This is a genomic window from Bacteroidota bacterium, from assembly GCA_016706255.1.
Taxonomy (GTDB): Bacteria; Bacteroidota; Bacteroidia; order Chitinophagales; family BACL12; genus UBA7236.
Genome location: JADJJZ010000003.1, coordinates 419,759 through 444,865, shown reverse-complemented (window position 1 = coordinate 444,865; position 25,107 = coordinate 419,759). Strand labels below are relative to the sequence as shown.

The window sequence follows — 25,107 nt, the reverse complement described above, 5'->3', positions numbered from 1 at the left end:
AACAGCAGATGGAAAATCAAAGAATATATTTATCTCCTCCCCATATGGGGGCTAAAGAAATGGAGTATATCCAAAATGCCTTTGATACCAATTGGATTGCTCCGCTTGGCCCGCATGTAGATGCATTTGAAACAGCAATTCAAAATTATTTACCTATTACATCGTGTGCGGCATTATCATCAGGCACGGCAGCTTTACATCTTGCGTTAATTTTATTAAATGTTCAACAGAATGATTATGTAATTTGTCCCTCGTTCACCTTTTCAGCATCAGCAAATCCAATAATTTATCAAAAGGCAATACCTGTTTTTGTAGACAGCGAACCGGAAACATGGAATATGGACCCGGAGCAGTTGGAAGAAGCCATTCAATTTTGTTTGCGTCAAAATAAAAAACCAAAAGCAATAATTATTGTTCATTTATATGGTATGCCTGCAAAAATGGATGAACTGTTACAAATTGCAAACGCACATGGAATACCGGTAATTGAAGATGCTGCAGAATCGTTAGGCTCAAAAATTAATAATAAATTAACAGGCACTTTGGGCAGCTACGGAATTTTGTCGTTTAATGGAAATAAAATAATTACAACATCCGGTGGTGGAGCACTTATTTCAAACAATGATGAAGCGATAAAAAAATCAAGATTTTTGGCTACACAAGCAAGAGATGCAGCACCACATTACCAGCATTCGCAAATTGGCTATAATTACAGGCTGAGTAATATTTGTGCCGCAATTGGCAGGGGCCAGATGGAAGTGTTGCCACAACGTATCACCGCACGAAGAAATATTTTTTCGTACTACCAAAACAGGTTAGGTGGTTCCGGTCATTTTGAATTTTTAAATGAACCTGCGCATTATTTTTCAAATCGCTGGCTAACTACTTTACAAATTAATAATAAAGAAATTACGCATTCACCTGAATATTTCAGGCAAGAACTCGAAAAGCATAATATTGAAAGTCGTCCGCTATGGAAACCATTGCATCTGCAGCCTGTCTTTAAATCATATCCTGCTTTTATAACAGGTATTAGTGAAACCCTATTTAATAAGGGCCTTTGCTTACCGTCGGGCTCTGCACTAACAGAATCTCAGTTAGATCAAATCTGCACTTTACTGGAAACAGCAACTGCCTAATAAAAGGCAGCATCTCTCCACTCATTTTTTTATTCTACATTTGCATATTGAAAGCCCATGTTATTGGCCGTGAACCAATAACCTGAGCACCAACAGCCATTACTCTGTCCCCTTGAACAACTGTCAGTTGAACCAAAGTTTATGACCGAAAGGTGGAACAATTATATAAACCGTGAATTCGGTACACGCATTTTATCCAAATGGGTAGTGTTTGGTTTTGATATTATCATTACCATATTCACCTATGGAGTCGCCTATATTTTGCGATATAATTTTAATGTAGCTGCAATTTCATTTAAAGATTACCTGGGTGATACCTTTTTAACAACGGCACTTTTTGGAATTAGTTTTATTGCCTTTAAATCATTCGATGGAATAATTCGTCACTCCGGCATTGCAGATGCGCTGCGTTTAATAAAAGCAGGATTAGCTGCCACACTTTTAGTAATAATTATTTCCGGATTAAGTAAAACATATTATTTTACACCTGGAATATTACCGATTGCTATTGCCATTATTCATGCTGCATTAAGTATTTCGCTTTTAATTTTCAGCCGATATGGTATAAAAGTATTTTTTTATCAGGCGAACAGGCATAAAATAACCCCTATTCCTGTTGTTATTTATGGTGCAGGAAGAAGAGGGTTAAGTGTTTTACAGGCGTTAAAAAATGATACAAATACCAATTATTCTGTTATTGCATTTTTAGATGACAATGCGTCTAAAATCAATAAGACAATTGAAGGGATAAAAATTTATTCTTCAAAAAAATTAAGCACCCTTTTAAGTAAATACGCCATTGAAGAATTGATAATTGGCATTAACGATATAGAAATAAACCGTAAAAATGAAGTGGTTGCTTATTGCCTTGAAAATCAGATCAGCGTTAAGTCTGTGCCTCCTGTTACCGATTGGATTAACGGTCAATTGAGTTTACAACAAATTAAAAATATTAACATTGAAGACCTTTTAGGCAGGGAGCCTATTTTGCTTGAAAATGAAAAATTAAAAAATAATTTTTCGGGAAAAACCATTCTAATTTCCGGAGCTGCCGGCTCAATTGGCAGTGAAATGGTGAAACAAATCTTAAAGTTTCAACCAGGTCAGCTTATTTTATTAGACCAGGCAGAGAGTGCTTTATTTGATGTGAAAATGGATTTGTTTTTTAAATTAAATAACAATAATTGCAGTATCGTATATGTTATTTGTGATATTACCAATTACAAACGTTTAGAACAAATCATTACAAATTATAAACCGCAAATTATTTTTCATGCAGCGGCTTACAAACACGTTCCATTAATGGAACAAAATGTAATTGAAGCGATTGATGTAAACATTTTCGGGACAAAAAATCTGGTAGACCTTGCAATTTCAAATGCGGTTGAAAAATTTGTTATGATATCAACTGACAAGGCAGTTAATCCGACAAATGTAATGGGTGCAACAAAAAGGGCTGCCGAAATTTATGTTCAGGATAAATCGAAAGATACATCCATTAAAACGGTATTTACTACTACACGGTTTGGAAATGTATTGGGTAGTAATGGTTCTGTAGTAAATTACTTTAGTAAACAAATTGAAGCGGGTGGACCACTTACAATAACGCACCCTGAAGTAACCAGATATTTTATGACCATTGCAGAAGCTTGTCAGTTAGTGCTCGAGGCTGCCACAATGGGTAAAACCAGCGAATTATACCTATTTGATATGGGTGAACCGGTAAAAATTATTGATTTGGCAAGAAAAATGGTGCTATTGAGCGGTCTGGAGCCGGAAAAAGATATTCCGTTTATTTTCACCGGATTACGTCCGGGCGAAAAATTACATGAAGAATTGCTCAATACAAATGAAAATACCTTACCTACACATCATCACAAAATTAAAATTGCGATAACTACACAATACCCGAGTGAGGTGGTGCAAACACATATAAATAATCTTAAATTAGCCTTGAATTCGGGAGATACGATTCAGGTTGTTACATCCTTAAAGGCATTTATTCCGGAATTTATCAGTAAAAATTCTGATTTTGAAGCCTTAGACAAAAGCCGGTAGGCAGATATTACCGCTACCAAATAACCTTATTTAAGGTCAAAATTCCATTGGGAATCAGTCTGAAATCATATATTTGTTGGTTATTAGGGGGTTAGAAAACAGCACACAATAAAAGATAATGTTGACCAGCGATAAGAAATTGACCTTTATTTTAAGGGGTATCCTATATTTAGCATTTATAACACCAATTTTCCAAGCCTGCAGCGTATTTAATCCGAATCGGATGCTTAAGGCAGATAAAAATTATGTGGGTACTACTTTTTTGGATACAGTAAGCCCTGATTTTAGGATAACACAAGGTGATGTACTGAATGTGTTGGTTTTTCCAAAGGGTGGATATTCATTGATAGAGCCACAAATTGTTTCATCGAATGAAGTTGCCTTGCAGGCGTCAACAACTTCATTAAGTTACACGATTGATGCAAAAGGTGAAGCTAATTTGCCGATAATCGGAGTAATACAATTACAAGGACTAACTACACGTGAAGCTGAAATAAAATTAACTGAAGCTTACAGTAAAAATTACATTGACCCATATGTTAATGTATTAGTCGTAAATAAATTTGTTACGGTTTATCGCGGGAGTTCAGAATCGCGTAAAGTTTTGTTGGACAGGCCCGACATGACAATAATAGAAGCGATTGGTGCTGCAGGTGGTGTTCCCGAAAATGGTAAAGCAGCTAAAATTACTGTTATCAGAAACATTAATGGTGCACCTCAAACTCAGATAATTGATCTTTCAGAAATATCAGGCTTACAAGCCGCGAGCACGTATGTGCAACCAAATGATATTATTTATATAGAACCCGTATTAAATGCCACTGTTTTTCGTGAATTGGCCCCGATTATCACAACAGTTTCCAGCATTGTTGTGATATATGCTTTCTTTGTTAATCTTAGTAAATAATTGTGCGGAATGGCAACTAATGGAAATGAAATATTAAATAGCAGTGATGCGAACGAAGATCAGTCGTTTAACTGGAAATTATTTTTAACGATTGGATGGTTAACGCGTTGGTGGATAGTTTTATATATCATATTAGCATTTGTAGCATCCTATTTAATAGGGCGATATACCAGCCCACTGTATGAATCGCAGGCGGATGTTCAATTTAAAGATAAATCAAAAGATAACTCCATTGATTTAGGTATACTCGTTTCCAATACCAATGTTGACCGTTTGAATGAGGAGATGACCATCCTTAATTCTAAAGGTTATAAAATTAAAGCGTTGAAATCGCTTCCATTGCAAGTATCTTATTTTATTCGTGAACGCGTAAAGGAGGGTGAGGTTTATAATGCAAGTCCGTTTGACGTAAAAGTACAAGTGCTGGATTCCAGCATCGTTGGTAAAAAAATTGATTTACACGTAATTGATCCTTCGCATTATGTGATAAAATATGAAATAGGCGGAGAACATATAGAATATAATTTCGATTTTGAAAAACCATTTAGCACTCCTGAATTTAATATTACTGCCCACCTGAAAAAAGAAAGAGAAAAGTCGTTTTATGAAAATTATTATTTTGTTATAAATGACATTAATAGAGAAGCCGAACGAATTGAAGGGAAAGTAGAGATAGATGTAGATAATCTTTATGGTGGTAAAATTGTAATTAACTATCGGGATAATAATCCTGTAAAAACAAAAGATGTTGTAAATACGATTGCCGGCGAAATTGTGAATATGAGTTTAACAAGAAAAGCCGGAAGTGCCGAAATGATAATCAATTTTATTGAAGATCAAATTGATTCGCTTGAAAAAGAATTGTATGACCAGGAAAATTTGTTGAAAACCTTCAAAAAGGAAAATCTCATAATTAGCCCGGAACTCGCAGAGTCTAATATTGTTCAAAAGTTAAATGAGATTGATCAGGCTAAATTTCAGGTTACCCTTGAACAAAAAAGTTTAAAGTGGCTTAAAGATTTTACGAATAACAAAAACAGTGACCTTGATGCGCTGGCGAATTATTTTGGTGATTTAGAATACAGTGATTTTACGCCTTACCTCAATTCGCTGGTTGATTTAAACAAAGAAAAAGAAACGCTCATACTCAGTGTACCATCTTCAGATCCACGTTTAACTTCTATCAACAAACAAATTTCAAAAGTTACCGAAAACTTTAAACAGGCAATTGTAAACGCTGAAAAAAAGCTTGAGGTTCGTGATAATTACCTTACTGAAGAAAAAAACAAATACGAAGGTGAATTTTTAAAATTACCTGAACAACAATCTGAATTTGCGCGATTAACCCGATTAAATGATTTAAAGGAAAAATATTATTTATTACTCCTTGAAAAACAATCGGAATATGAAATTACGCTTGCGGGTATGAGCAGTGATTACATTATTCTTGATTCAGGTGAACGTGGCTCACTGGTAGCACCGGTAAAAGCTAAAATCTGGGGTTTAGCGATACTCATTTGTATTGGTATATCATTTGCCCATATATATTTACGCTTCCTATTGCACAGCACAATTATTGGTGTTCCTGATGTTGAGAAATCAACAAATGTACCTTTACTTGGTGCATTGCCTATGTATAATAAATCGAAAATGGACACCCCACAAATTGTGGTAACTGCAAGTCCGAAATCACATATTGCCGAGTCGTTTAGAGCAATACGAAGTAATATGCAATATTTCCTTAAAAGTGATGACAAAGGCAAATTGATTGTAATTACTTCAACCGTGAGTGGTGAGGGTAAAACGTTTACGGCATTAAATCTAGCGAACGTAATTAGTTCAGCAGGTAAAAAAGTTATTTTGGTGGATTTCGATTTACGGAAACCAAAAGTGCATAAAGCATTTAAATTAAAAAATCAGCAGGGGGTTAGTACTATCCTGATTAATAAAGATAATTTCCAGGATTGTATTCAGCCGCTTGAAGAAGCCGGTTGCGATATTTTAATTGCAGGTCCTGTGCCACCGAATCCGGCCGAGTTATTAGTATCACCGGCATGTGATAAACTAATGGCAGATTTGCTGGCCATTTACGATTTTGTAATAATTGACAGCCCTCCGGTAGGTATAGTTTCTGACTCTATTCCTATTATGGCAAAAGCAGATTTAGCGATTTACATGATTCGTGTAAATTATTCAAAACGCAACTTTATCGGAAATGTTAATCGTTTGTATAATGATAATCATTTGACCAATATTGGTATTGTAGTAAATGATGCTAATGCCAGTGGAACAGAATATGGTTACGGCTACGGTTATGGATATGGTTATGGCTACGGTTATACCGGATACAATGATTATTATTCAGATACAGTTAATCCGAAATCATTTTGGAAACGTTTTTTTACATTCAACAGAATTCGTAAAAAATAATTACAGTTTCATTTCCAGTTTAAGATATTTACCGGTGTGACTTTTTGCATTTTTTGCAACCTGTTCCGGTGTACCTTCTACAATAATTTTTCCACCGCCGGCGCCGCCTTCAGGGCCAAGGTCAATAATATGATCAGCCAGTTTAATTACATCAAGATTGTGTTCAATAATTAAAACCGTGTTGCCTTTTTCTACTAAATCGTTAATTACATTCATTAATACGCGTATATCTTCAAAATGTAATCCTGTAGTAGGCTCATCTAATATATAAAAAGTATTGCCTGTATCTTTTCTCGATAATTCTTCAGCCAGTTTAACACGTTGAGCTTCACCACCACTTAATGTTGTGGAGGCCTGCCCTAAACGAATATATCCTAGACCAACTTCCTGTAAAGTTTTTATTTTTTTGAAAATACGCGGATGATTTTCAAAAAAGTCTGAAGCATGATCAACGGTCATGTCCAGTACATCTGCAATATTTTTTCCTTTATAATAAATTTCCAGGGTTTCGCGGTTGTATCTTTTACCCCTGCATTTTTCGCATTCCACATACACATCCGGTAAAAAATTCATTTCAATAACCTTCATACCTCCGCCTTCACAAACATCGCAGCGTCCACCTTTTACGTTAAATGAAAAACGTCCTGCTTTGTAACCACGAATTTTTGCTTCCGGAACTAAGGCAAATAAATTTCGAATTTCAGAAAACACATCAATATAAGTAACAGGATTAGAACGTGGTGTTCTGCCAATTGGTGACTGATCAATTTCGATTACTTTATCAATATGTTTTAATCCGTCTATTTTTTTATAAGGCAAAGGTTTTTTCAGTGAGTTATAATAATGTTGTTGCATGATGGGAAATAAAGTGGAATTAATTAAACTCGATTTTCCACTTCCACTCACACCGGTAACACAAATTAAAATACCTAGGGGAAACTTTACAGAAACATCTTTCAGGTTATGTCCTGTTGCACCTTGCAATACAATTTCTTTCCCATTACCTTTTCTTCTTGTGGTAAGATATTCAATTTTTCTTTGCTCTGTTAAATATTCAGCAGTAATGGTTCCTGCTTTCATAAATGTAACCGGGTCGCCTTCACCAACTAATTCGCCACCGTGAATACCTGCTCCGGGTCCAAGGTCGATAACATAATCGGCATGCATCATCATGTCCTTATCATGTTCAACAACCAAAACGGTATTACCGCTGTCACGCAAATCTTTTAAGGCTTCAATTAATTTATTGTTATCGCGCTGATGTAAGCCAATTGAGGGCTCATCTAAAATATATGTAATACCAACCAATTGAGAGCCAATTTGTGTTGCCAGTCGTATGCGCTGCGATTCGCCACCACTTAGTGTTCTGGTTGGCCTGTCGAGTGACAGATAATCGAGCCCCACATTTTTAATAAAGCCAATACGTGCTCGAATTTCCTTTAAAATATCTTTTGCAATAGTTTGTTGTTTTGCACTCATTCTTTCATCCACATCACTAAACCAATCGTGCAAATCTTTAATATCCATTAATGCCAATTCGGCAATATTTTTTTCATCTACTTTAAAATACAGCGCTTCTTTTTTTAATCTTGTTCCGTTGCATTCATCGCAAGTTGCTTTTTCCATAAAATCCTCTGACCATCGTCGCATGTTTTCGGAAATGGAATTAGAAAAGCAGCGTTTAATTAATTTTGTTAATCCGCCAAATTCGAGTGTGTACCATCTGTCTGCTTCGCCTAAAAAAACCGTATCATCTTCAGGCAATTCCGCATCACCTTCTCCCCCAAATAAAATTGCATTTAAACCCTTTTTAGGAATATCTTTTATTGGTGTAGATAAATTAAATTTATACTTTGTAGCTATCGATTTAATTTGTTTGAATAAAATATTATCGCGGAATTCGCCCAAAGCCACAATACCACCATTATTAATGGTTTTATTTTTATCCGGCATAAGGGTTTCCAGATTTACTTCATAAACAACACCCAGCCCTTTACACTTCGGACAGGCCCCATAAGGTGAATTAAATGAGAATGTATTAGGCGATGGTTCTTCGTAAGAAATGCCTGAAGCGAGGCACATTAATTTTTTAGAATAATTAAATACGGTTCCTTTATCCGCATCCATTACCATGATAAATTGTTTGCCCGATTTTAATGCTTGTGCAACACTTTGTTTAATACGCACCAAATCATTTTCATCTACTTTAAACCGGTCGATTACAATTTCGATATCGTGCATTTTATATCGGTCGACCTGCATTTTTGGTAAAAGGTCTTTTATCTCGCCATCAACCCTTACTTTTAAAAATCCCTGTTTGCGAATTTGCTCAAACAATTCGCGGTAATGCCCTTTTCTGCCACGCACAACAGGGGCCAGTAGCACAATGCGTTTACCATTAAATTTACCGATAACACTTTGAATAATTTGTTCTTCGGTAAAGCGAACCATTTTTTCACCTGTCGCATAACTGTATGCATCTGAAGCTCTTGCAAACAAGAGTCGCATAAAATCATAAATTTCAGTTATTGTTCCAACTGTAGAGCGCGGGTTTTTATTTGTTGTTTTTTGTTCAATCGAAATAACCGGACTTAAACCTGAAATATTATCTACATCAGGTCTTTCTATCGCACCAAAAAACTGTCGCGCATAGGCAGAAAAACTTTCCATATACCGGCGCTGACCTTCTGCATAAATGGTATCGAAAGCAAGCGAACTTTTTCCGCTGCCGCTAACACCGGTAATAACTACCAGACTGTTTCTAGGAATAGAAACATTAATATTTTTAAGATTATGCACTCGCGCACCCTGCACCTCGAGGTAGGTCATTTCCTTCTCGCTGATTTCCGGCAGGTTTTGCACGGCTTCTTTTATAGTAGATTTTGTTTTTTTCACTTTTTCTCCCCCGAATTCCAAAATATTCGAACGTGCAAAGGTAAGGCTTTTGGCATCGAAAAGCAGGGAAATGCTAAGAATAAAAGTTTATTTAACGGAGCAGATTTATTCCGAAATTGCGGCTATACACTTTAGTTCAATTGCAATAGGTGTAGGGAGTGATGTAATACCAACTGTGGTTCTGCAAGGCTGGGCATCTTTAAAATACTCTGCATAAATGCGGTTATAAGTAGCAAAGTCGCGTTGCATATTGGTTAGAAAAACAGTTACATCCACCAAATCTTCCCATTTGGCGCCGGAAGCCTCTAAAACAGTGCGCACATTATTAAATACCGAACGGCATTGCGCTTCAAAATCGAAGGTATTGAAATTACCATTTTTATCGATTTCCACACCGGGTATTTTGTTTGTTCCTGCTTCACGAGGGCCAATGCCTGATAAAAAAAGCAAATTGCCCACTTTTCGAGCATGCGGATATAAACCTACAGGTTCAGGGGCTTTGTTGGTATGGATGATATTGTTGCTCATGATTTAAAGATTCAATACTGACAAAATTACAATTTAACATACGAATTTTAAATGGTCCACCGTTATTCATTTTCTCTGCGGCAGTTCGTTTCACTCCAACCAACTTTTTATGAAACCAAACTGTACCCATTTTATTTTATTATGCTTTATTATTAGTAGTTGCGACCCCACAATTACTCCGCCTGAAAATATAGCGACTATAACGTTTTATGACACTGTTTATGTTTCACCTGAGATTACTTTATTGGTTGGTTTAGGGGAGACAGCCGTTTTACCGGAAAAAATTACCTGGCATGCAAAAACGGTTGACACAACAATCGGCTCTGCAACGAGTAACCTAATATCTAAATTAGCAACTATAACTGATGCCGAAATTGAACGGCAAATGCTTTTAAATCCGGAATTACCAAAAATTAAGGGATTAAAAAAACTAATTGATGAAACAGAGGTTCAGCTATTTAACAACATTGCTGATGCTTCGGAGGGAGAACTTTATTGTATTGATAATGCAGAATATTTGGTGCCGGCTATTATTGATGTATTTACCAATTATGGAGAAAGTGGAATCGATTTAGTAATTCTAATGGATCGGTCAACAAGTATGAATGATGATTTGTTAGCGGTAAAAAATGGATTAACTGAAATTATAAATGTATTAGAACAATTTAAGCCAATTCGAATTGGTTTAGTATTTTATGCTGATAAAAATACTGATGGTAAAAAATGGCTTCAGGCACATCCACTAACTGAAAACACTGATGAGATTCGTTCTATAATTCAAAATACAAGAACCTACGGTGGTGGTTATGACTTACCTGAAAGTGTTAATGATGCTATCATGTATACTTTAAATGATATGAATTGGTCATTCACTGCAAGGCGTTTAGTTTTATTGATTGGCGATGCACCAAGTCTGGAACCCCCGCTTAGTGAATTTACTACAACAGAAGTTTTAAATTGTATTGCCAGATATAATGTTACGATGAATATTTATCCCATAGTCATCGGATTAAAGGAAGGTATTAATAGCAAGGTAGGCATAGCTGATATCGAACCTAAATCAAGTGCAATTATAAAAACAATTTATCCAAATCCGGCAGATAATATAATGTTATTACACACGCAGTCAGCCGGCAACTATACTGCACAACTTTTTGATATAAACGGTAATTTGCTCCAGTCTAAATCATTTACAGGCGACAACTTTACTTTTTATACATGGGATTTACCACCGGGCGTTTATATTGCTCGAATTATAAACGAATCCAATAAAACCGCAGACACAATAAAATTTATTGTTCAACATAAATAATATTATTCAATGCCATTTTTTTAAGCACCTAAACCATATCCGTTCTTATGAAAAAAGTTTATTTTACCACACTTATCGGCTTGTTGTTTTTACTTACAAATTGCGATAATGCCGAACCGGATTATTCTGTTTCCTCTGCCACCAAAATTTCAGTTAAAGACACCATTAGTGCTCCAATTACAAAAAAAGCAGATTCTATTCCGGCACCTGACATTGTACTAAATGCAAAACGCAAAGAAAAAACGCCTCTTTCAAAAAAGGTGGACCTTAGTATTGATGAAGAAATACAGCGGCAATTGAAATTAAATCCTGATCTTCCGCAATTAAATAGTGTTGCTGATGCTTATAATAACATTACGGTTAAAATGTTTTCAGGAATTGCAGATGCTTCAGGTGGTGAAGTTTATATGATTGACAACGCCAAATTTGTAGTTGATGCCATAAGTGATATCATTAAAACTTATATGTCAGGTGAAACCGATTTAGTTTTTCTAGTAGATAAAACCGGAAGCATGTCTGATGATATTGCAGAAATAAAAACAAGTATTTCAAAAATTGTATCACAAATTAAAACCTATGAAAATACCCGAGTTGGATTTGTTTTTTATGGTGATAAAAATGCAGATATCGGTTTATGGTTTGAGAAATATCCGCTTACAAATAATTATGATACATTGCCATTTATTATTAATGGTATAACCACAACAGGTGGTGGCGATTATGAAGAAAGTGTAAATGATGCTATCGCTAAAACCATTGAGGAAATGAATTGGATTACCGGAAGAAAACGTATTGTATTATTAATTGGCGATGCACCGAGTTTATTACCTCCGCGCAGCAATTATAGCATGGAACAAATTATAACCATGGCAAAGGATGCGCGTGTGAATATGAATTTTTATCCTGTTGTTATTGGAATAAAGGGAAATATTGATGGTATCGGGAAACCAAAAGAAATTGTTACCAGTAAAACTTCTATAATAACCGATTTATATCCGAATCCGGCAAGTGATTTCATTTCTGTTGCTGTAACTAATACCGGGAAATACAGAATTGAAATTTTCGATATAAACGGTGTGCTGATTACGACAAAACAATTCCGCAATAGTGACATGAAAATAGCGACAAATACTTTTGCTTCGGGAGTTTATGTGCTTCGGATTTACAATGAAGAAAATTCAACAATCGATACCAAAAAATTTGTGGTAAAGCATTAATTAACGTTTCCTCCTTATAACACATCAAAAAAAAGCCCTCCGAGTTGGAGGGCTTTTAATATTTAAATATTTTTATTTTATTCTCAATCGTTGCCCCGGCTTCAGTACTTTTTTACTTGAGATGCCATTGAGTTTACAAATTTTAGCTACTGTGGTATGATTGCGAGAAGCAATTTTTCCTAAAGTATCACCTTTTTTTACGGTATAATATTTTTTTGCTGTTGTTGATGCTGCAGCATTTGTTGTAGAAGTTGTTGGTTTAAAATGTTCTTTTTTCAAATAAAACATTTCTGCAATTAAGTCTGCATTTTTAAAATCAACAATATATTTAGGATTAATTGCTGCTCCGCGGTAACGTAATTCATAGTGTAAGTGCGGACCGGTGCTTCGGCCGGTATTTCCACCTAATGCAATTTTTTCGCCTGAGCTAACAGTATCACCTTCTGCAACTAATATTTTTGATAAATGCGCATAATATGTTTCCAGTCCGTTAAAATGTTTTACCACAATTAAATTTCCATATCCGGAAACAACATCTGCCTTTTTAACAATGCCATCGAATGAAGCATATACATCATCGCCAACTTCAAGGTCTAAATCGATACCTGAATGGAAGCGACTTTTTCTCCAGCCAAAATCGGAGTTTACTTTACTGTTACCTAATGGGAACGTATAGCAGTTACTAAAAGGACTCACTAAAAACACCTGAATGCTATCCGTCATTTTAGAAGGGTCAAAAATTGCACCGGCATTTAATTCGTTTGCTAAAAACAAATCGTCATACACTTCAAAATCTTCTGCTTCTTCAGGAGTAGCATAATCGAGACCACCGATATTTTCGTTTTCAGCCTGCTCACTAAGGCGAATATTTTCACCAAGTAAAACCAACTGTTCACTGATCGGCAATTGTTCGTCGGCAGATTTTAACTGGCCGCGAAGATTTGCTTCGGGAGTGTAATCAATTGTTAAACGTGGTTCTGCCTTTTTAGAAGCATCTTCAGCGTAAAAATCTTCTATGAATAAAAGATCTTCAGATGGTGTAATTCCGGTATCAACCGCTGTGTATTTTGTGTTATCGTTTTGTACGGCAGCTGTGTAGGTGCCACATGCACTGAACATTGCCGCAGCCGCGAATCCGACTGTAAAAACTGTTGTGGGGGTTCTTCTGATTTTTTTAAAATAAGCCACTTTCCTCCGTTTTAAATTTTTATACAAATATTTTTAGGTTCGGTAAAAAACCGTAAAGCCTCAACCCCGCCCTCGCGACCTACGCCGGATTGTTTAACGCCTCCGAATGGTGTGCGCAAATCGCGCTCTAACCAACAGTTTACCCAAACAATACCGCTTTCAAGCTGCTCAGACAAGCGATGTGCCCTAGTTAAATGATTCGTCCAGATTACAGCGGCCAGACCGTAATCGGATTGATTGGCCAAATTTACGGCTTCCTCGTCGTTATTAAAAGCGTGTAGCGTAACTACAGGCCCAAAAATTTCTTCCTGCACCGTCCTGCACTGCTGATTTAAACCCTCAATCACAGTAGGAGCAACAAACCAGCCCTTTTCCATGTCACCTGAAAATTTTACAGCTTCCCCTCCACATAATACCTTACCACCTTCCTCTTTAGCTAAGTCGATATAACTCAATATTTTATTGTAATGCACCTCAGAAACAACAGCACCAACATTGGTTTCAGCCGCTTTCGGGTCGCCAACAATGAGCTTTTTGGCCCTTTCAACAAAATCTGCCTTGAAACGCTCATATATGCTGCTTTCTATATAAATCCTGCTTCCGCACAAACAAATTTGCCCCTGATTGGTAAAAGAGCTTCTTACCGTAGTATTCAGCATCTCCTCATAATCGCAATCGGCAAAAATAATTACCGGGTTTTTTCCGCCCAATTCCAGGCTGACCTTTTTAAACATCGGAGCCGTCACGGATGCAATTTCACGGCCCGCTCTGGTGCTTCCGGTAAACGATATTCCCTTTATTAATGGGTGTTTCACGATGGCCGCACCTGTTTTCGGCCCTGTTCCGTGTACAATATTTAGGACGCCTGTTGGTAAACCGGCTTCGATACAAATTTCAGATAACATAAAAGCCGTTACCGGTGTGATTTCCGATGGTTTGGCGACAACACAATTGCCTGCGGCCAGAGCAGGTGCTATTTTCCAGGTGAATAAGTATAAGGGTAAGTTCCAGGGAGAGATACAACCTACAACGCCTATTGGATAGCGTGTAGTATAATTGATGAATTTTCCTTTCTGGTTATGGCTTTCGCTTGAAAAATGGAGCACCGAAGCAGCAAAAAATTCAAAATTGTCACGTGCCCGGGTAATATCCATACGTTTTGCCAAGGCTAATGGTTTACCTGAATCCATTGACTCGGCTTCCGCTAAAGCATCAAATCGTTCACCAATAAGCTCAGCAATCCGATATAAAATGCGACTTCTGGTAACTGCATCAGTTGTTGACCAGTCCGCAAAGGCGTTTTTAGCTGCTGTTACAGCCAGTTCAACATCATTTTCGTCTGAATCAGGAATTTGTGCGTATACGGAGCCTGTTGCCGGATTGTAGTTATCCAGATAATTACCGCTTACAGGCGGTTGAAGCTTGCCTCCAATATAGTTTGATAATATGAACAAATCGTATCCGTAAAGTTTGCGAATTGATTAACGGTTGCGAAGATAATAAAAGTAACTGAAAAACCTGTCAGGTTTAAACCACGCAGGTTTAAACCTGACAGGTCTATTTTTTAACAAGCAGATTTAATACATTTGCTTTATGCGCAGAAGAAAATTTGTCCGTAACCTTAGCCTCCTTGTTCCGGGAATGCTAATCAATCCATCATTTTTAAAAGCCACATTATCACCAAAACTTACATCCGGAAATGTAATTATAGTTGGTGCCGGTGCAGCAGGTTTATATGCTGCCAAAGTATTAAAAGAAGCGGGCATAAATGTTATTATTCTTGAAGCATCAGATACCCATGGCGGACGCGTAAAACCATTGGAAGGATTTGCTGATTTTCATGTAGAGGCAGGCGCTGAATTTGTGCATGGTAAAGGAAATACTGCCGGTGATCCACCATCATTTTTATGGAGTTCCATAAATGATTACAATCCAGATTTATTATTGGAATACGGTGCTTATAAAGAAATGTATCAAATTGGCACCGGTTATGAAGTAGAACCTTATTGGGATGCCGACCTGGAAGCTGCATGGCAATTTTATTTAAACATGTATGCCTATACAGGTGATGATATTTTTATGAGTGATTATTTATTTTCAGAATATAGCATAGATGAAAGTCACCCATACTGGCATGTTTACGAAGCATGGATTGGCTCTGAATTTGGTACTACCATTAAACGTATTGGTATGAAAAGTATTGCCATTAGCGAAGTATTGTGGTTAACCGGAGGCAAAGATTATTTATTAGACGACAGTTATTTATCAATTCTGGAAACATTATTTTTTAATCCGATATTAAGTGATATTCAATATAATAAACAAGTAACTGCTATAAATTATTCAGGCACCAATGCCATTGTTTCATGTGCTGATGGTTCATCATTTATAACTGATAAAGTAATTGTTACTGTTCCTATTCCTATTTTACAAGAAAATACTATTTCTTTTACGCCATTATTATCATTTGTAAAATCAACAGCTATTAATGCCTTACAAATGGGTGCAGGAATGAAATTAATTTTAAAATTTTCGAATCGTTTTTGGGGAGATGAAATACAGGATATGACGATGGATGGTTATACCACTTTTATCTGGGATCCGGGTCGCGACAAAACCGGCGCTACTGATGCTGTTTTAATTTGTTTTATAATGGGAGAAAATGCAGAATATATGAGTAGCTTGGGAGCCGGAGCTGTTGATGTTGCACTCGCAGAACTTGATGCTTTATTTGATGGTGCTGCAACAGCAAACTATCTTGACAATTTTATTTCTGATTGGGGCAAACATCCATTCATTAAAGGTGCATATTCATTCCCTGCATTAAATACGTATACTACAGAAACAGACACCACACGTATTGATTTGGCCTTACCGATAGATTGCAAAATATTTTTCGCAGGAGAAGCCACTAATAACAACCATCCTTCTACTGTTCACGGTGCATTGGAAAGTGGCGCCCGTGCTGCCGCTGAGGTATTGGAATGTTTTTCTTTACCTGTTGAAACCACAACGTCAACCATTTCGGTTGAATTATTTGAAAACAATGGCAATGCATGTTTTATTGTTTCATCTGCAACTATAACAACAGCTAAATTTTCAATAATTAGTATTGACGGCAAACATGTACAACAATTTTATTATGATAGAATTCCTGCTGGAAAAAATACTTATCAATTTGAAATTAAAGATTTACCGACATCTATTTATTTATTAGAAGCAGAAATAGACGGAAAACTTTATCATCAAAAAATTGAGGTAAAATAAGTTGCACTAAATTTCCACCAAGTTTCGTTTAATAATATGCATCGGTTTTAGGTTTCGCACGAAATTTGTTATTTTCACCAAATGAATTACCTCCTCGTATGTTCATTTATCGCGCTCACTTTTGTGCAGGGCCGGGAATTGAAGCATTATAATTTATCACAACCTGATAAAGTGCTGGAATTACCGGACTCATTAAGGGAAATTTCCGGTATTGCTTTTATTAACGACAGCACTGTTGCCTGTGTGCAGGACGAAAATGGCATTTTATTTATTTATGATATTAAAAACAATTTCATTAAAGAACGTTATCCCTTTCATGCAGACGGTGATTACGAGGGTATTGCCATTGCCTATAATTATATTTATATTTTACGAAGTGATGGTAAATTATTTGAAATAAGTGATTACAGCAGCAAGAAAATAAAAACAAAAAGTTATACAACCGGAGTTCCTGCCGACAATAATGAAGGTTTATGTTTTGACCGGAATACGAAAAGTTTGCTGATTGGTTGTAAAAATAAAATAATTGATGCCGATGCTGAAAAAAACGCAAGACAGATATATCGTTTTGACTGGGAGAAAAAAGAATTACATAAAAATCCAACATACGCATTAACTGTTGATGACGCAATGGCCTATGCCCGAAAAAAGAATCTTGACATGGGTGAAATTGGCGCTAATAAAAAAGGCAAAAATAAAAACACCTTTAAATTCAATATTTCAGCAATCGCCCTGCATCCTAAAACCGGAAATTTATATATTTTAAATGCCGCAGACCATGCAATTTTTGTTGTAGATGAAACAAGTACTATTAAAGAAATAAAATTGCTTGACCCGGTACTATTCAACAAACCCGAAGGCATTACTTTTACCCCAAACGGCGACATGTATATTACAAATGAAGGTCAGGAGGGGAAAGCCCGAATTCTGTATTTTAAGTACCGGTAAAAATTCAATTAGTGCTCTTTTACTGATGTGTTTAAACTAACCTACAACAGCATTTGCGCATCAAATTTCGAATCACAATTCCTAACTGTGTATCTTTGCGCAAAATTATCAGGTTAATACAATGTCACAACACCTAACAGAACAAGAACAAATACGCCGCGAAAGCCTTTTGGCATTGCGCAATTTAGGAATTGAACCCTACCCTGCCGAATTATTTGAAATTAGTCATCCGGCAGCAGATATCCTTAAACAATTTCCGGAAAATCCGGATGCCTTTAAAGCTGTCAGCCTTGCCGGTCGCGTTATGGGTAAACGTATTATGGGTAAAGCAGCATTTGCTGTTATACAGGACAGCTCTTCAAAAATTCAGATTTATGTTAAGGGTGATGAAATTTGCCCGGGAGAAGATAAAACCTTATACGAGGAAGTATTTAAAAAACATTTAGACATCGGAGATATCATTGGTGTAAAAGGATATGTGTTTACAACCAAAACAGGCGAAACTACCATTCATGTTAGTGAATTTAAACTCTTGAGTAAAAGTTTACGTCCGCTTCCAATTGTAAAAACAGATGCCGATGGAAATGTGCACGATGCATTTACCGATAGTGAGCAACGTTACAGAATGCGTTATGTCGACTTAATTGTAAATCCTGAAGTTCGTGAAGTGTTTATTAAAAGAACAAAACTGGTAAATACGATCCGTACATTTTTAAACAGCTTTGGCTATATAGAAGTAGAAACACCTATTTTACAACCTATGTATGGTGGTGCAGCTGCGCGTCCGTTTAAAACGCATCACAATGCACTTGATATGACATTATATATGCGTATTGCAAACGAGTTGTATTTAAAGCGTTTAATTGTTGGCGGATATGATGGGGTGTATGAATTTTCAAAAGATTTCCGTAACGAAGGTATGGACAGGTTTCACAATCCGGAATTTACACAGGTAGAATTTTATGCTGCTTATAAAGATTATATCTGGATGATGGATTTTGTTGAAGAGATGATTGAAAAGGTTGCAATTGAAGTTAATGGCAGCACAGAAGTGCAGGTAGGTGATAATTTAATTTCCTTTAAAAGACCATGGAAACGTTTTACCATGTTTGAAGCAATTGAACATTTTACCGGAATCGATATTTCAAATATGAATGAAACGGAATTATTTGCTACTGCAAAAAATTTAAAAGTGCATGTAGATGCAACTATGGGGAAGGGCAAATTAATTGATGAAATTTTTGGAGAAAAATGTGAACCGTTTTTAATTCAGCCTACATTTATAACTGATTATCCGGTTGAGATGAGCCCGCTTGCGAAAAAACATCGCAGCAAAGAAGGATTGGTTGAACGATTTGAAGCTATTTGTAATGGAAAAGAAATGTTGAATTCATTCAGCGAATTAAACGACCCGATTGACCAACGCAACCGTTTTGAATCACAACTTGAACTGGGCAAACGTGGCGATGAAGAAGCGATGCAATTGGATGAAGACTTTTTACGCGCGCTTGAATATGGTATGCCACCTACAGCAGGCATCGGCATTGGCATTGACCGTTTAACAATGATTATGACCAATCAGCACGCTATTCAGGATGTGTTATTTTTCCCGCACATGCGACCGGAATCGAAATAAGCACATTTAAAATAAAAAATAAATCCGCGGAAATTTTAATTAATACCGCGGATTTTTAATTCAAAGCAATGGATAACTATTTTATAAACGGAATAGCTAGATTGACCGCATCTCCAACTATACTTATTACATAAAAACCCGGTTGTAAATTTTGGGTGTTTATTTCAAGATGTTGTTGGCCGTTTACAGAAACTGCTAAATTTTCAATCACCTTTCCGTTTGCTGAATATATTTGAATATTACAATTGTTGCAGTTATTAGAAAATATGAGTGTTGCATAATCTGTTACCGGGTTAGGGAAAAGTTTTATTGTATTTGTTAATTCATCTTCTATCAAAATAATTTTGCTGTAGGTATAAGTATTATCCAGATTGGTAATTTTTAAACGATAATACATTTCCCCTCCAGCAGGCATATCGTCAATAAATTCATAACTATTAGCTGAAAGTGCATCTCCAATTGCATCAACAGCACCAACAGCAATAAACGATTCACCGTTGGCACTTCTTTCAATAATGAATTCTTTTATATCGATTTCATTAGCAGTTGTCCAATTAAGTTGATTTCCGTTTTCTGAAATAGTACCATCAAATGCAATTAAATCTAATGGCAATAAAAATTCACAAGTGCCTAATGTAGGTGGAAGTGTATATCTGGTTGCATCATTATATACCCAATTAGAAGCATTATTATAATCACTCACTGTTGCCGGGTCGGGTAATAATAAACAGTCTATTTTGCCATTATCTCTATCGCTTAATACTACACAATCTGTTCCACTTGTTAACCGGGTGGAGTTAATGTTTGTTCAGAATTATTTGTTCCTGTCCACGACCAACTGCCATTAAAATTAGCACATGCAATAAAAACCGGACTGGCAATTGAACCTGTAAATGCCAATATTTGATCACCACTTGTTGTAAGTGCCATACTGGCTGCAATTCCACTCGCTACTATGGTTCCTGAAGAAACGCTCACACCGGTCTCGAGGGTTCCGGTCGGAAAAGTTGTAAATCCTCCAGCTCCAGCACCTGTAAATGTAACCATGGTATTGGTTGGTAAACCGCCTGTCGGCACGGTCCATAAAATACTACCTTCACTTGCATATAAAGCAGTGCCCGTCCAACCTGCATCCGTAAAATAAATTTGGGTGCCGTCTTCTAAATAATTAGTAGTAATAATGGTAAACTGATCCGGGTTATCCGCATTAAATCCAACAAACGCAATATCTCCGGCAGCAATTTGTGCGGTACAAGTTAAGTGTGCAATCACAGCATAAATTAGTATGCTCAGGTATTTCATTTTATGCCGATTAAGGCACAAAATTATCTGCGAAAGATTAGCTGAATATTAAGTGCGTATTGTCAAAAAAACAATTATTAGCACCGGATTCATCGATAGATGCTGAATATCAATTAATTACCTGAAACGATCCATTGATTTAACCAGGTCTTCATCTTTTTTGATATTGCGATAGGCAAGTAATAAGGCAATAATGATTAATACCGGAATTCCAATTGCAAATTCATAACGCGGAGTAGCCGAATTACCCATAGCCCCAATTGCCGCTACAATTGCCAGAACAAATGCAATAATGATATTTATCATCGTGAAACGCATTTGCAATTTCCTGTCCTGAAACTGGGTAATAATAAACAGGCTCAATAAAGCAATACCAATGGCGATCGCTGAAGCGATTACATTAGTTTTTCCGTAAACAGCAACATCATTTTCTATTGCGATTGGAGCAAATAAAAATCCAACTGCTGCCAGTGCGGCGATGCAAAGAAATACGGTTTGAATACGTTGCCACATAAATTAAAGTTTGGACAAAGATACGCACCCGCAAACAAATTTACACAGGCAATTATCGCAGATTTACCTAATATTGCACTGTGCGGTATTTTTTAGAAATTGCCTATCGGGGAACCGATTTTGTGGGCTGGCAATGGCAGCCTAATGGCATCAGTGTGCAACAAAAGGTTGATGAAGCGTTATCCACTATTTTGCGAGATGACATCCACTGCGTTGGCTGCGGTCGAACCGATGCCGGGGTTCATGCATCACAATTTTATTTACATTTTGATACCAATTCAGAAATTCCGGAAAAATTCACTTTACGATTAAATCAGTTTTTACCTGCACGGATTGCTATAAAACGTTGTATTCCTGTCCACGAAAAAGCACATAGCCGTTTTGACGCAAAATTACGAGCGTATGAATATCACATCACTTTTCAAAAAAATCCATTTGCAACCGACCTGATGGTATTTCGTCATTTTCGGGACCTGGATTTTGATTTGATGCAACAAGCGTGTGACATTTTAAAAAAATATAACGACTTTCCATCTTTTTGTAAAAGCAATCAGGGTTCAAAAACAACTATCGTAAATATTGTAGATTGTTATTGGCGGGATGAAGGGGATAATAAAGTATTTTACATCTCAGCCGACCGATTTTTACGTGGTATGGTACGGTTAATTGTTGGCGCAATGATTCAAATCGGCAAACATAAAATGACAATTGCCGAATTTGATTCAGGCATTAGCAATAAAGAGCGTTTTAAATTTGCATTAAGCGCGCCTGCGCATGGATTATTTTTAATCCGGGTGGATTATGATTATATCGATTAATTATTACTACTCAACAATACAAAAAATCAAATAAATACGATTTTGCCAATCATATTTATTTGATTCATTCAATTTATTATTGATTAATTGCAATTACTTTTCCAATGTTACCGGTTGGGGTAACGAGATTTGCAGTATACATTCCCGTAGGTAAATTTAATTCGAAAATATTTTGCTGATTTTCAACCGGTGTGGCTAACATTATTTGCCCCAACATGTTATATATAAATAATTGAGCAGGTTCTGTTAAGGGTTCATCAAAATAAACAAATACCCGATTTGCATTCGAATAAATAGAAACTGCTTCATCTGAATCGTCGTCTGCTTCATTTTCAAGTCTGCACGAAGCTGTTGTAAAAAACTGTGATTCAGAATATTCAGACAACGACCCGTCGGCGCAGGCACAACGAATTTGCCATTCATAATCAGTACTGCAGTTTAATCCGTTTATTTTAGTGCTCGTTTTATCCGGTGCTACTAATTTAGATTCCCAAACACCACCCGGTTCCCGGTAAGCTACTTCGTAATAGGATAATCCCGGTTGTGGCTCCCAATATACTTTTGCCCAATGTGCAGCGGTAGTTCCAGTGCCTAATGGATCAGTAACAATACAAATGAGACCCTGACCTGCAAGAATTGGCGTATTTGGTGTCCAATTGATGGCATAATCTAAAATATTAATGGAAGTTGGCACTGGAACAAACGGTGTGGTATTACTGATTGAAACCCGCATCCAGCCATAATATTTTAGTGGGCCGTTTTTTAACCGGAAGCCAATATATTTTACAACGCCGATACCCATACCTTGAGTCCAGCAATAATCAGGCGCACTCGAATATATTGCATTGAAACATTGTTGGTAAAAAAATTCAGCATTATTAGCAAAATTTAATGTGTTATTGATGGGTGTATTTGCAGGTAATATTTGTGCAAATTTTGCACTTAGATTAGTAAATAATGCATTCGAAAAGGTATAAATATTTGTCGATTGCAAGGTATAGGCAATTCTTGCACCATTAACTCCCTGGACACCAAGATGGTCGTAATTATTTCCTGAAGCTGTGTAGGAAGAGTAAAAATAAAATGCATTAAAAATAAAATCGGTTACTGAGTCGCCATCTACATCAAGATGTAAAGAGTCCAAAGGTCCCGTTGTAAATACCACCTTATCAGGATTAATATCGGTGTAAATAACTTGGGCATCGGCATCTTTTGGAATGGCTAAAACTGCTGCAGCCATCGTAGAATAGGCCGTCAAGCGTTTTGGGGTAGTTGTTAATTTCATATGGAAGGTTTTATCAAATATACCAAAATTTGATATCATTCGCAATCACCAATACATATAAATAAAACAGAATTAAGTAGTTATCAAATGGTTACAGTCAAAATAGAGCAAAAACAATTTACACTCCATGAGTAAGTTTGCTGAATAAATTGTTAATGGTTTGCATCAAATCAACTCCACTCCTATTCACAATTGTTCGTCCGTCAATCATTTTCACGGCAGTTAATTCACCCATTGTTCCTGTTGTAAAAACCTGATCGGCATTATACATTTCGGTGAGCGAAATATTTTTTAAATGGATTGGGATATTATTTTGGTTGCAGATGGTAATTACTGTTTTTCTGGTAATTCCGGGCAGACAAGCATCGGCATTTGGTGTAAATACCATTCCGTTTTTAATCATAAAAATATTACAGGCATTTGTCTCCGATATAAAACCATTATTGTCAAGCATCAAAGCATCATCAGCACCAGCGACATTGGCTTCTATTTTTGCAAGAATATTATTGATTAAATTATTGTGATGGATTTTTGAATCTAAATTGGCAGGACTGTTGCGACGAACAGAAGATGTAATTAGTGTAACTGCATTTGTATAAACCGGTTCTTTCCATTCTGCCAGCACAATTAATGTACAACCAGACTGATTTAAGCGCGGGTCCATTCCTGAGGTAATTTTTTCACCACGTGTTAATGTTAAACGAATATGTGCACCATCGAACATATCGTTTGCCTTTAACGTTGATTCAATAGCATGTATAATAAAATCATTATCCGGTATTTGCTGAAACATCATAGCATGTGCACTTGCCTGCAGGCGTTCAAGATGTTCATATAAACAAAACACATTTCCATTATATACACGTAATCCTTCCCAAACAGCATCACCACCCTGAACCGCAGAATCAAAAACAGAAATTTTTGCTTCGCTGCGCGGATATAATTTATCTTTTACCCAGATAAAAATGTTTTCGTTTTTCGGATTAAATTGCTGCTGCATATCAGATGGCGTGTTTTTTTAATTTTTCGTAAAACGGAACTGCCGTTTCATATACTTTTTGTAAATTCGACAATAAGTGTATTTCCTCTTCCTGATATTCCTGAAAACCGGATGAGGCATGCACATTTTCATACCAGTATTTCGCCCAAACACCATCTGCCTTTTTTGGCCCCGGTGCCCAACTTAACATAGCCGGTAAAAAAGGAATATCACATGAAACACAAATGGTTTTTAAAGCTGCCTCGGGGTCTTTTAATATGGTATCTGCATCAACCACTAAACAATGCAATTGTGCTTTTTGCAGGTATTCAAACAATTCGAAACTTTGTTTTATGCCGATATCTTCCAATGTTGGTTGTTCAATAACTTTACCATACGAATGCAACACTTTTTTGGGATCGCGAATTAAAATAATATTTTTTGATTGCTCAAGAAAACGCAAATCAATATCTACCAAATGATGTGTCATTTGTTTTAAAAACAGTACCGGGCGTGTAAAATTGTCGAATAAAAAATTATCCATAACAGCATCACCATCATTGTTTTGTGCAGCGAGTACTTCTTCTCTGCCGGGATGATTTAATCCGGTTACACGCAAGTAATGCGCATATAGTGGTTCATCAAAAACGCGCACATCTTTACGTTGCGAAAATGCATACATCAT

Annotated in this window: 20 protein-coding genes; 10 read left to right on the top strand and 10 right to left on the bottom strand. The window is 36.5% G+C overall.

The window, feature by feature from the left end:
• Positions 1 to 8: 8 nt before the first annotated feature.
• The 4 genes from IPI65_03665 (at position 9) to IPI65_03650 (ending at position 6,534) form a co-directional block, all read left to right on the top strand.
• Complete coding sequence (locus IPI65_03665) at positions 9 to 1,139, top strand: aminotransferase class I/II-fold pyridoxal phosphate-dependent enzyme (GenBank protein ID MBK7440642.1); 1,131 nt, start codon at positions 9 to 11, stop codon at positions 1,137 to 1,139.
• A gap of 141 nt (positions 1,140 to 1,280) precedes the next feature.
• Positions 1,281 to 3,197: a polysaccharide biosynthesis protein gene (locus IPI65_03660; protein MBK7440641.1), complete on the top strand. Its 1,917-nt coding sequence runs from the start codon at positions 1,281 to 1,283 to the stop codon at positions 3,195 to 3,197.
• Between the two features lie 223 nt (positions 3,198 to 3,420).
• A complete protein-coding gene (locus IPI65_03655) occupies positions 3,421 to 4,104 on the top strand; it encodes a polysaccharide biosynthesis/export family protein (protein ID MBK7440640.1) in 684 nt (227 codons plus the stop codon).
• Between the two features lie 9 nt (positions 4,105 to 4,113).
• Complete coding sequence (locus tag IPI65_03650) at positions 4,114 to 6,534, top strand: polysaccharide biosynthesis tyrosine autokinase (GenBank protein MBK7440639.1); 2,421 nt, start codon at positions 4,114 to 4,116, stop codon at positions 6,532 to 6,534.
• On the opposite strand, the gene uvrA is transcribed toward IPI65_03650, so the two are convergent.
• Both uvrA and IPI65_03640 read right to left on the bottom strand, forming a co-directional pair.
• Complete coding sequence (uvrA, locus tag IPI65_03645; protein MBK7440638.1) at positions 6,535 to 9,363, bottom strand: excinuclease ABC subunit UvrA; 2,829 nt, start codon at positions 9,361 to 9,363, stop codon at positions 6,535 to 6,537.
• A 171-nt stretch (positions 9,364 to 9,534) separates the two neighbouring features.
• Positions 9,535 to 9,957, bottom strand: a complete 423-nt coding sequence (locus IPI65_03640; GenBank protein MBK7440637.1) for a RidA family protein — start codon at positions 9,955 to 9,957, stop codon at positions 9,535 to 9,537.
• A gap of 109 nt (positions 9,958 to 10,066) precedes the next feature.
• On the opposite strand from IPI65_03640, the gene IPI65_03635 reads away from it, so the two are divergent.
• Together IPI65_03635 and IPI65_03630 are read left to right on the top strand one after the other, a co-directional pair.
• Positions 10,067 to 11,269, top strand: a complete 1,203-nt coding sequence (locus tag IPI65_03635) for a T9SS type A sorting domain-containing protein (protein ID MBK7440636.1) — start codon at positions 10,067 to 10,069, stop codon at positions 11,267 to 11,269.
• Positions 11,270 to 11,316: 47 nt separating this feature from the next.
• Entirely contained in the window at positions 11,317 to 12,486 is a 1,170-nt protein-coding gene (locus IPI65_03630) for a T9SS type A sorting domain-containing protein (protein MBK7440635.1), read from the top strand.
• A gap of 72 nt (positions 12,487 to 12,558) precedes the next feature.
• Here the strand turns inward: IPI65_03630 and IPI65_03625 are convergent, their stop codons facing one another.
• Positions 12,559 to 13,674: a peptidoglycan DD-metalloendopeptidase family protein gene (locus IPI65_03625; GenBank protein ID MBK7440634.1), complete on the bottom strand. Its 1,116-nt coding sequence runs from the start codon at positions 13,672 to 13,674 to the stop codon at positions 12,559 to 12,561.
• Between the two features lie 11 nt (positions 13,675 to 13,685).
• Positions 13,686 to 15,128, bottom strand: coding sequence for an aldehyde dehydrogenase (locus IPI65_03620; protein ID MBK7440633.1), 1,443 nt, complete (start codon positions 15,126 to 15,128; stop codon positions 13,686 to 13,688).
• Positions 15,129 to 15,267: 139 nt separating this feature from the next.
• On the opposite strand from IPI65_03620, the gene IPI65_03615 reads away from it, so the two are divergent.
• From IPI65_03615 to lysS, 3 genes are all read left to right on the top strand, one after another.
• The gene (locus tag IPI65_03615; protein ID MBK7440632.1) at positions 15,268 to 16,941 is read left to right on the top strand and encodes an FAD-dependent oxidoreductase; all 1,674 of its coding nucleotides are present in this window, start codon (positions 15,268 to 15,270) and stop codon (positions 16,939 to 16,941) included.
• Between the two features lie 81 nt (positions 16,942 to 17,022).
• Positions 17,023 to 17,889: an SdiA-regulated domain-containing protein gene (locus tag IPI65_03610; protein MBK7440631.1), complete on the top strand. Its 867-nt coding sequence runs from the start codon at positions 17,023 to 17,025 to the stop codon at positions 17,887 to 17,889.
• A gap of 121 nt (positions 17,890 to 18,010) precedes the next feature.
• A complete protein-coding gene (lysS, locus tag IPI65_03605) occupies positions 18,011 to 19,525 on the top strand; it encodes a lysine--tRNA ligase (protein ID MBK7440630.1) in 1,515 nt (504 codons plus the stop codon).
• A gap of 76 nt (positions 19,526 to 19,601) precedes the next feature.
• On the opposite strand, the gene IPI65_03600 is transcribed toward lysS, so the two are convergent.
• The 3 genes from IPI65_03600 to IPI65_03590 all read right to left on the bottom strand — a co-directional run bounded on the left by IPI65_03600 (position 19,602) and on the right by IPI65_03590 (position 21,340).
• Positions 19,602 to 20,228: a T9SS type A sorting domain-containing protein gene (locus IPI65_03600; protein MBK7440629.1), complete on the bottom strand. Its 627-nt coding sequence runs from the start codon at positions 20,226 to 20,228 to the stop codon at positions 19,602 to 19,604.
• A gap of 80 nt (positions 20,229 to 20,308) precedes the next feature.
• The gene (locus tag IPI65_03595) at positions 20,309 to 20,827 is read right to left on the bottom strand and encodes a hypothetical protein (GenBank protein MBK7440628.1); all 519 of its coding nucleotides are present in this window, start codon (positions 20,825 to 20,827) and stop codon (positions 20,309 to 20,311) included.
• Between the two features lie 117 nt (positions 20,828 to 20,944).
• Positions 20,945 to 21,340, bottom strand: a complete 396-nt coding sequence (locus IPI65_03590) for a DUF4293 domain-containing protein (GenBank protein MBK7440627.1) — start codon at positions 21,338 to 21,340, stop codon at positions 20,945 to 20,947.
• Positions 21,341 to 21,420: 80 nt separating this feature from the next.
• On the opposite strand from IPI65_03590, the gene truA reads away from it, so the two are divergent.
• Entirely contained in the window at positions 21,421 to 22,158 is a 738-nt protein-coding gene (gene truA / locus IPI65_03585) for a tRNA pseudouridine(38-40) synthase TruA (protein ID MBK7440626.1), read from the top strand.
• Positions 22,159 to 22,234: 76 nt separating this feature from the next.
• On the opposite strand, the gene IPI65_03580 is transcribed toward truA, so the two are convergent.
• The 3 genes from IPI65_03580 to IPI65_03570 form a co-directional block, all read right to left on the bottom strand.
• Entirely contained in the window at positions 22,235 to 23,443 is a 1,209-nt protein-coding gene (locus IPI65_03580; protein MBK7440625.1) for a T9SS type A sorting domain-containing protein, read from the bottom strand.
• A gap of 118 nt (positions 23,444 to 23,561) precedes the next feature.
• Entirely contained in the window at positions 23,562 to 24,443 is an 882-nt protein-coding gene (locus IPI65_03575; GenBank protein ID MBK7440624.1) for an aminotransferase class IV, read from the bottom strand.
• Position 24,444: 1 nt separating this feature from the next.
• Entirely contained in the window at positions 24,445 to 25,107 is a 663-nt protein-coding gene (locus IPI65_03570) for a hypothetical protein (GenBank protein ID MBK7440623.1), read from the bottom strand.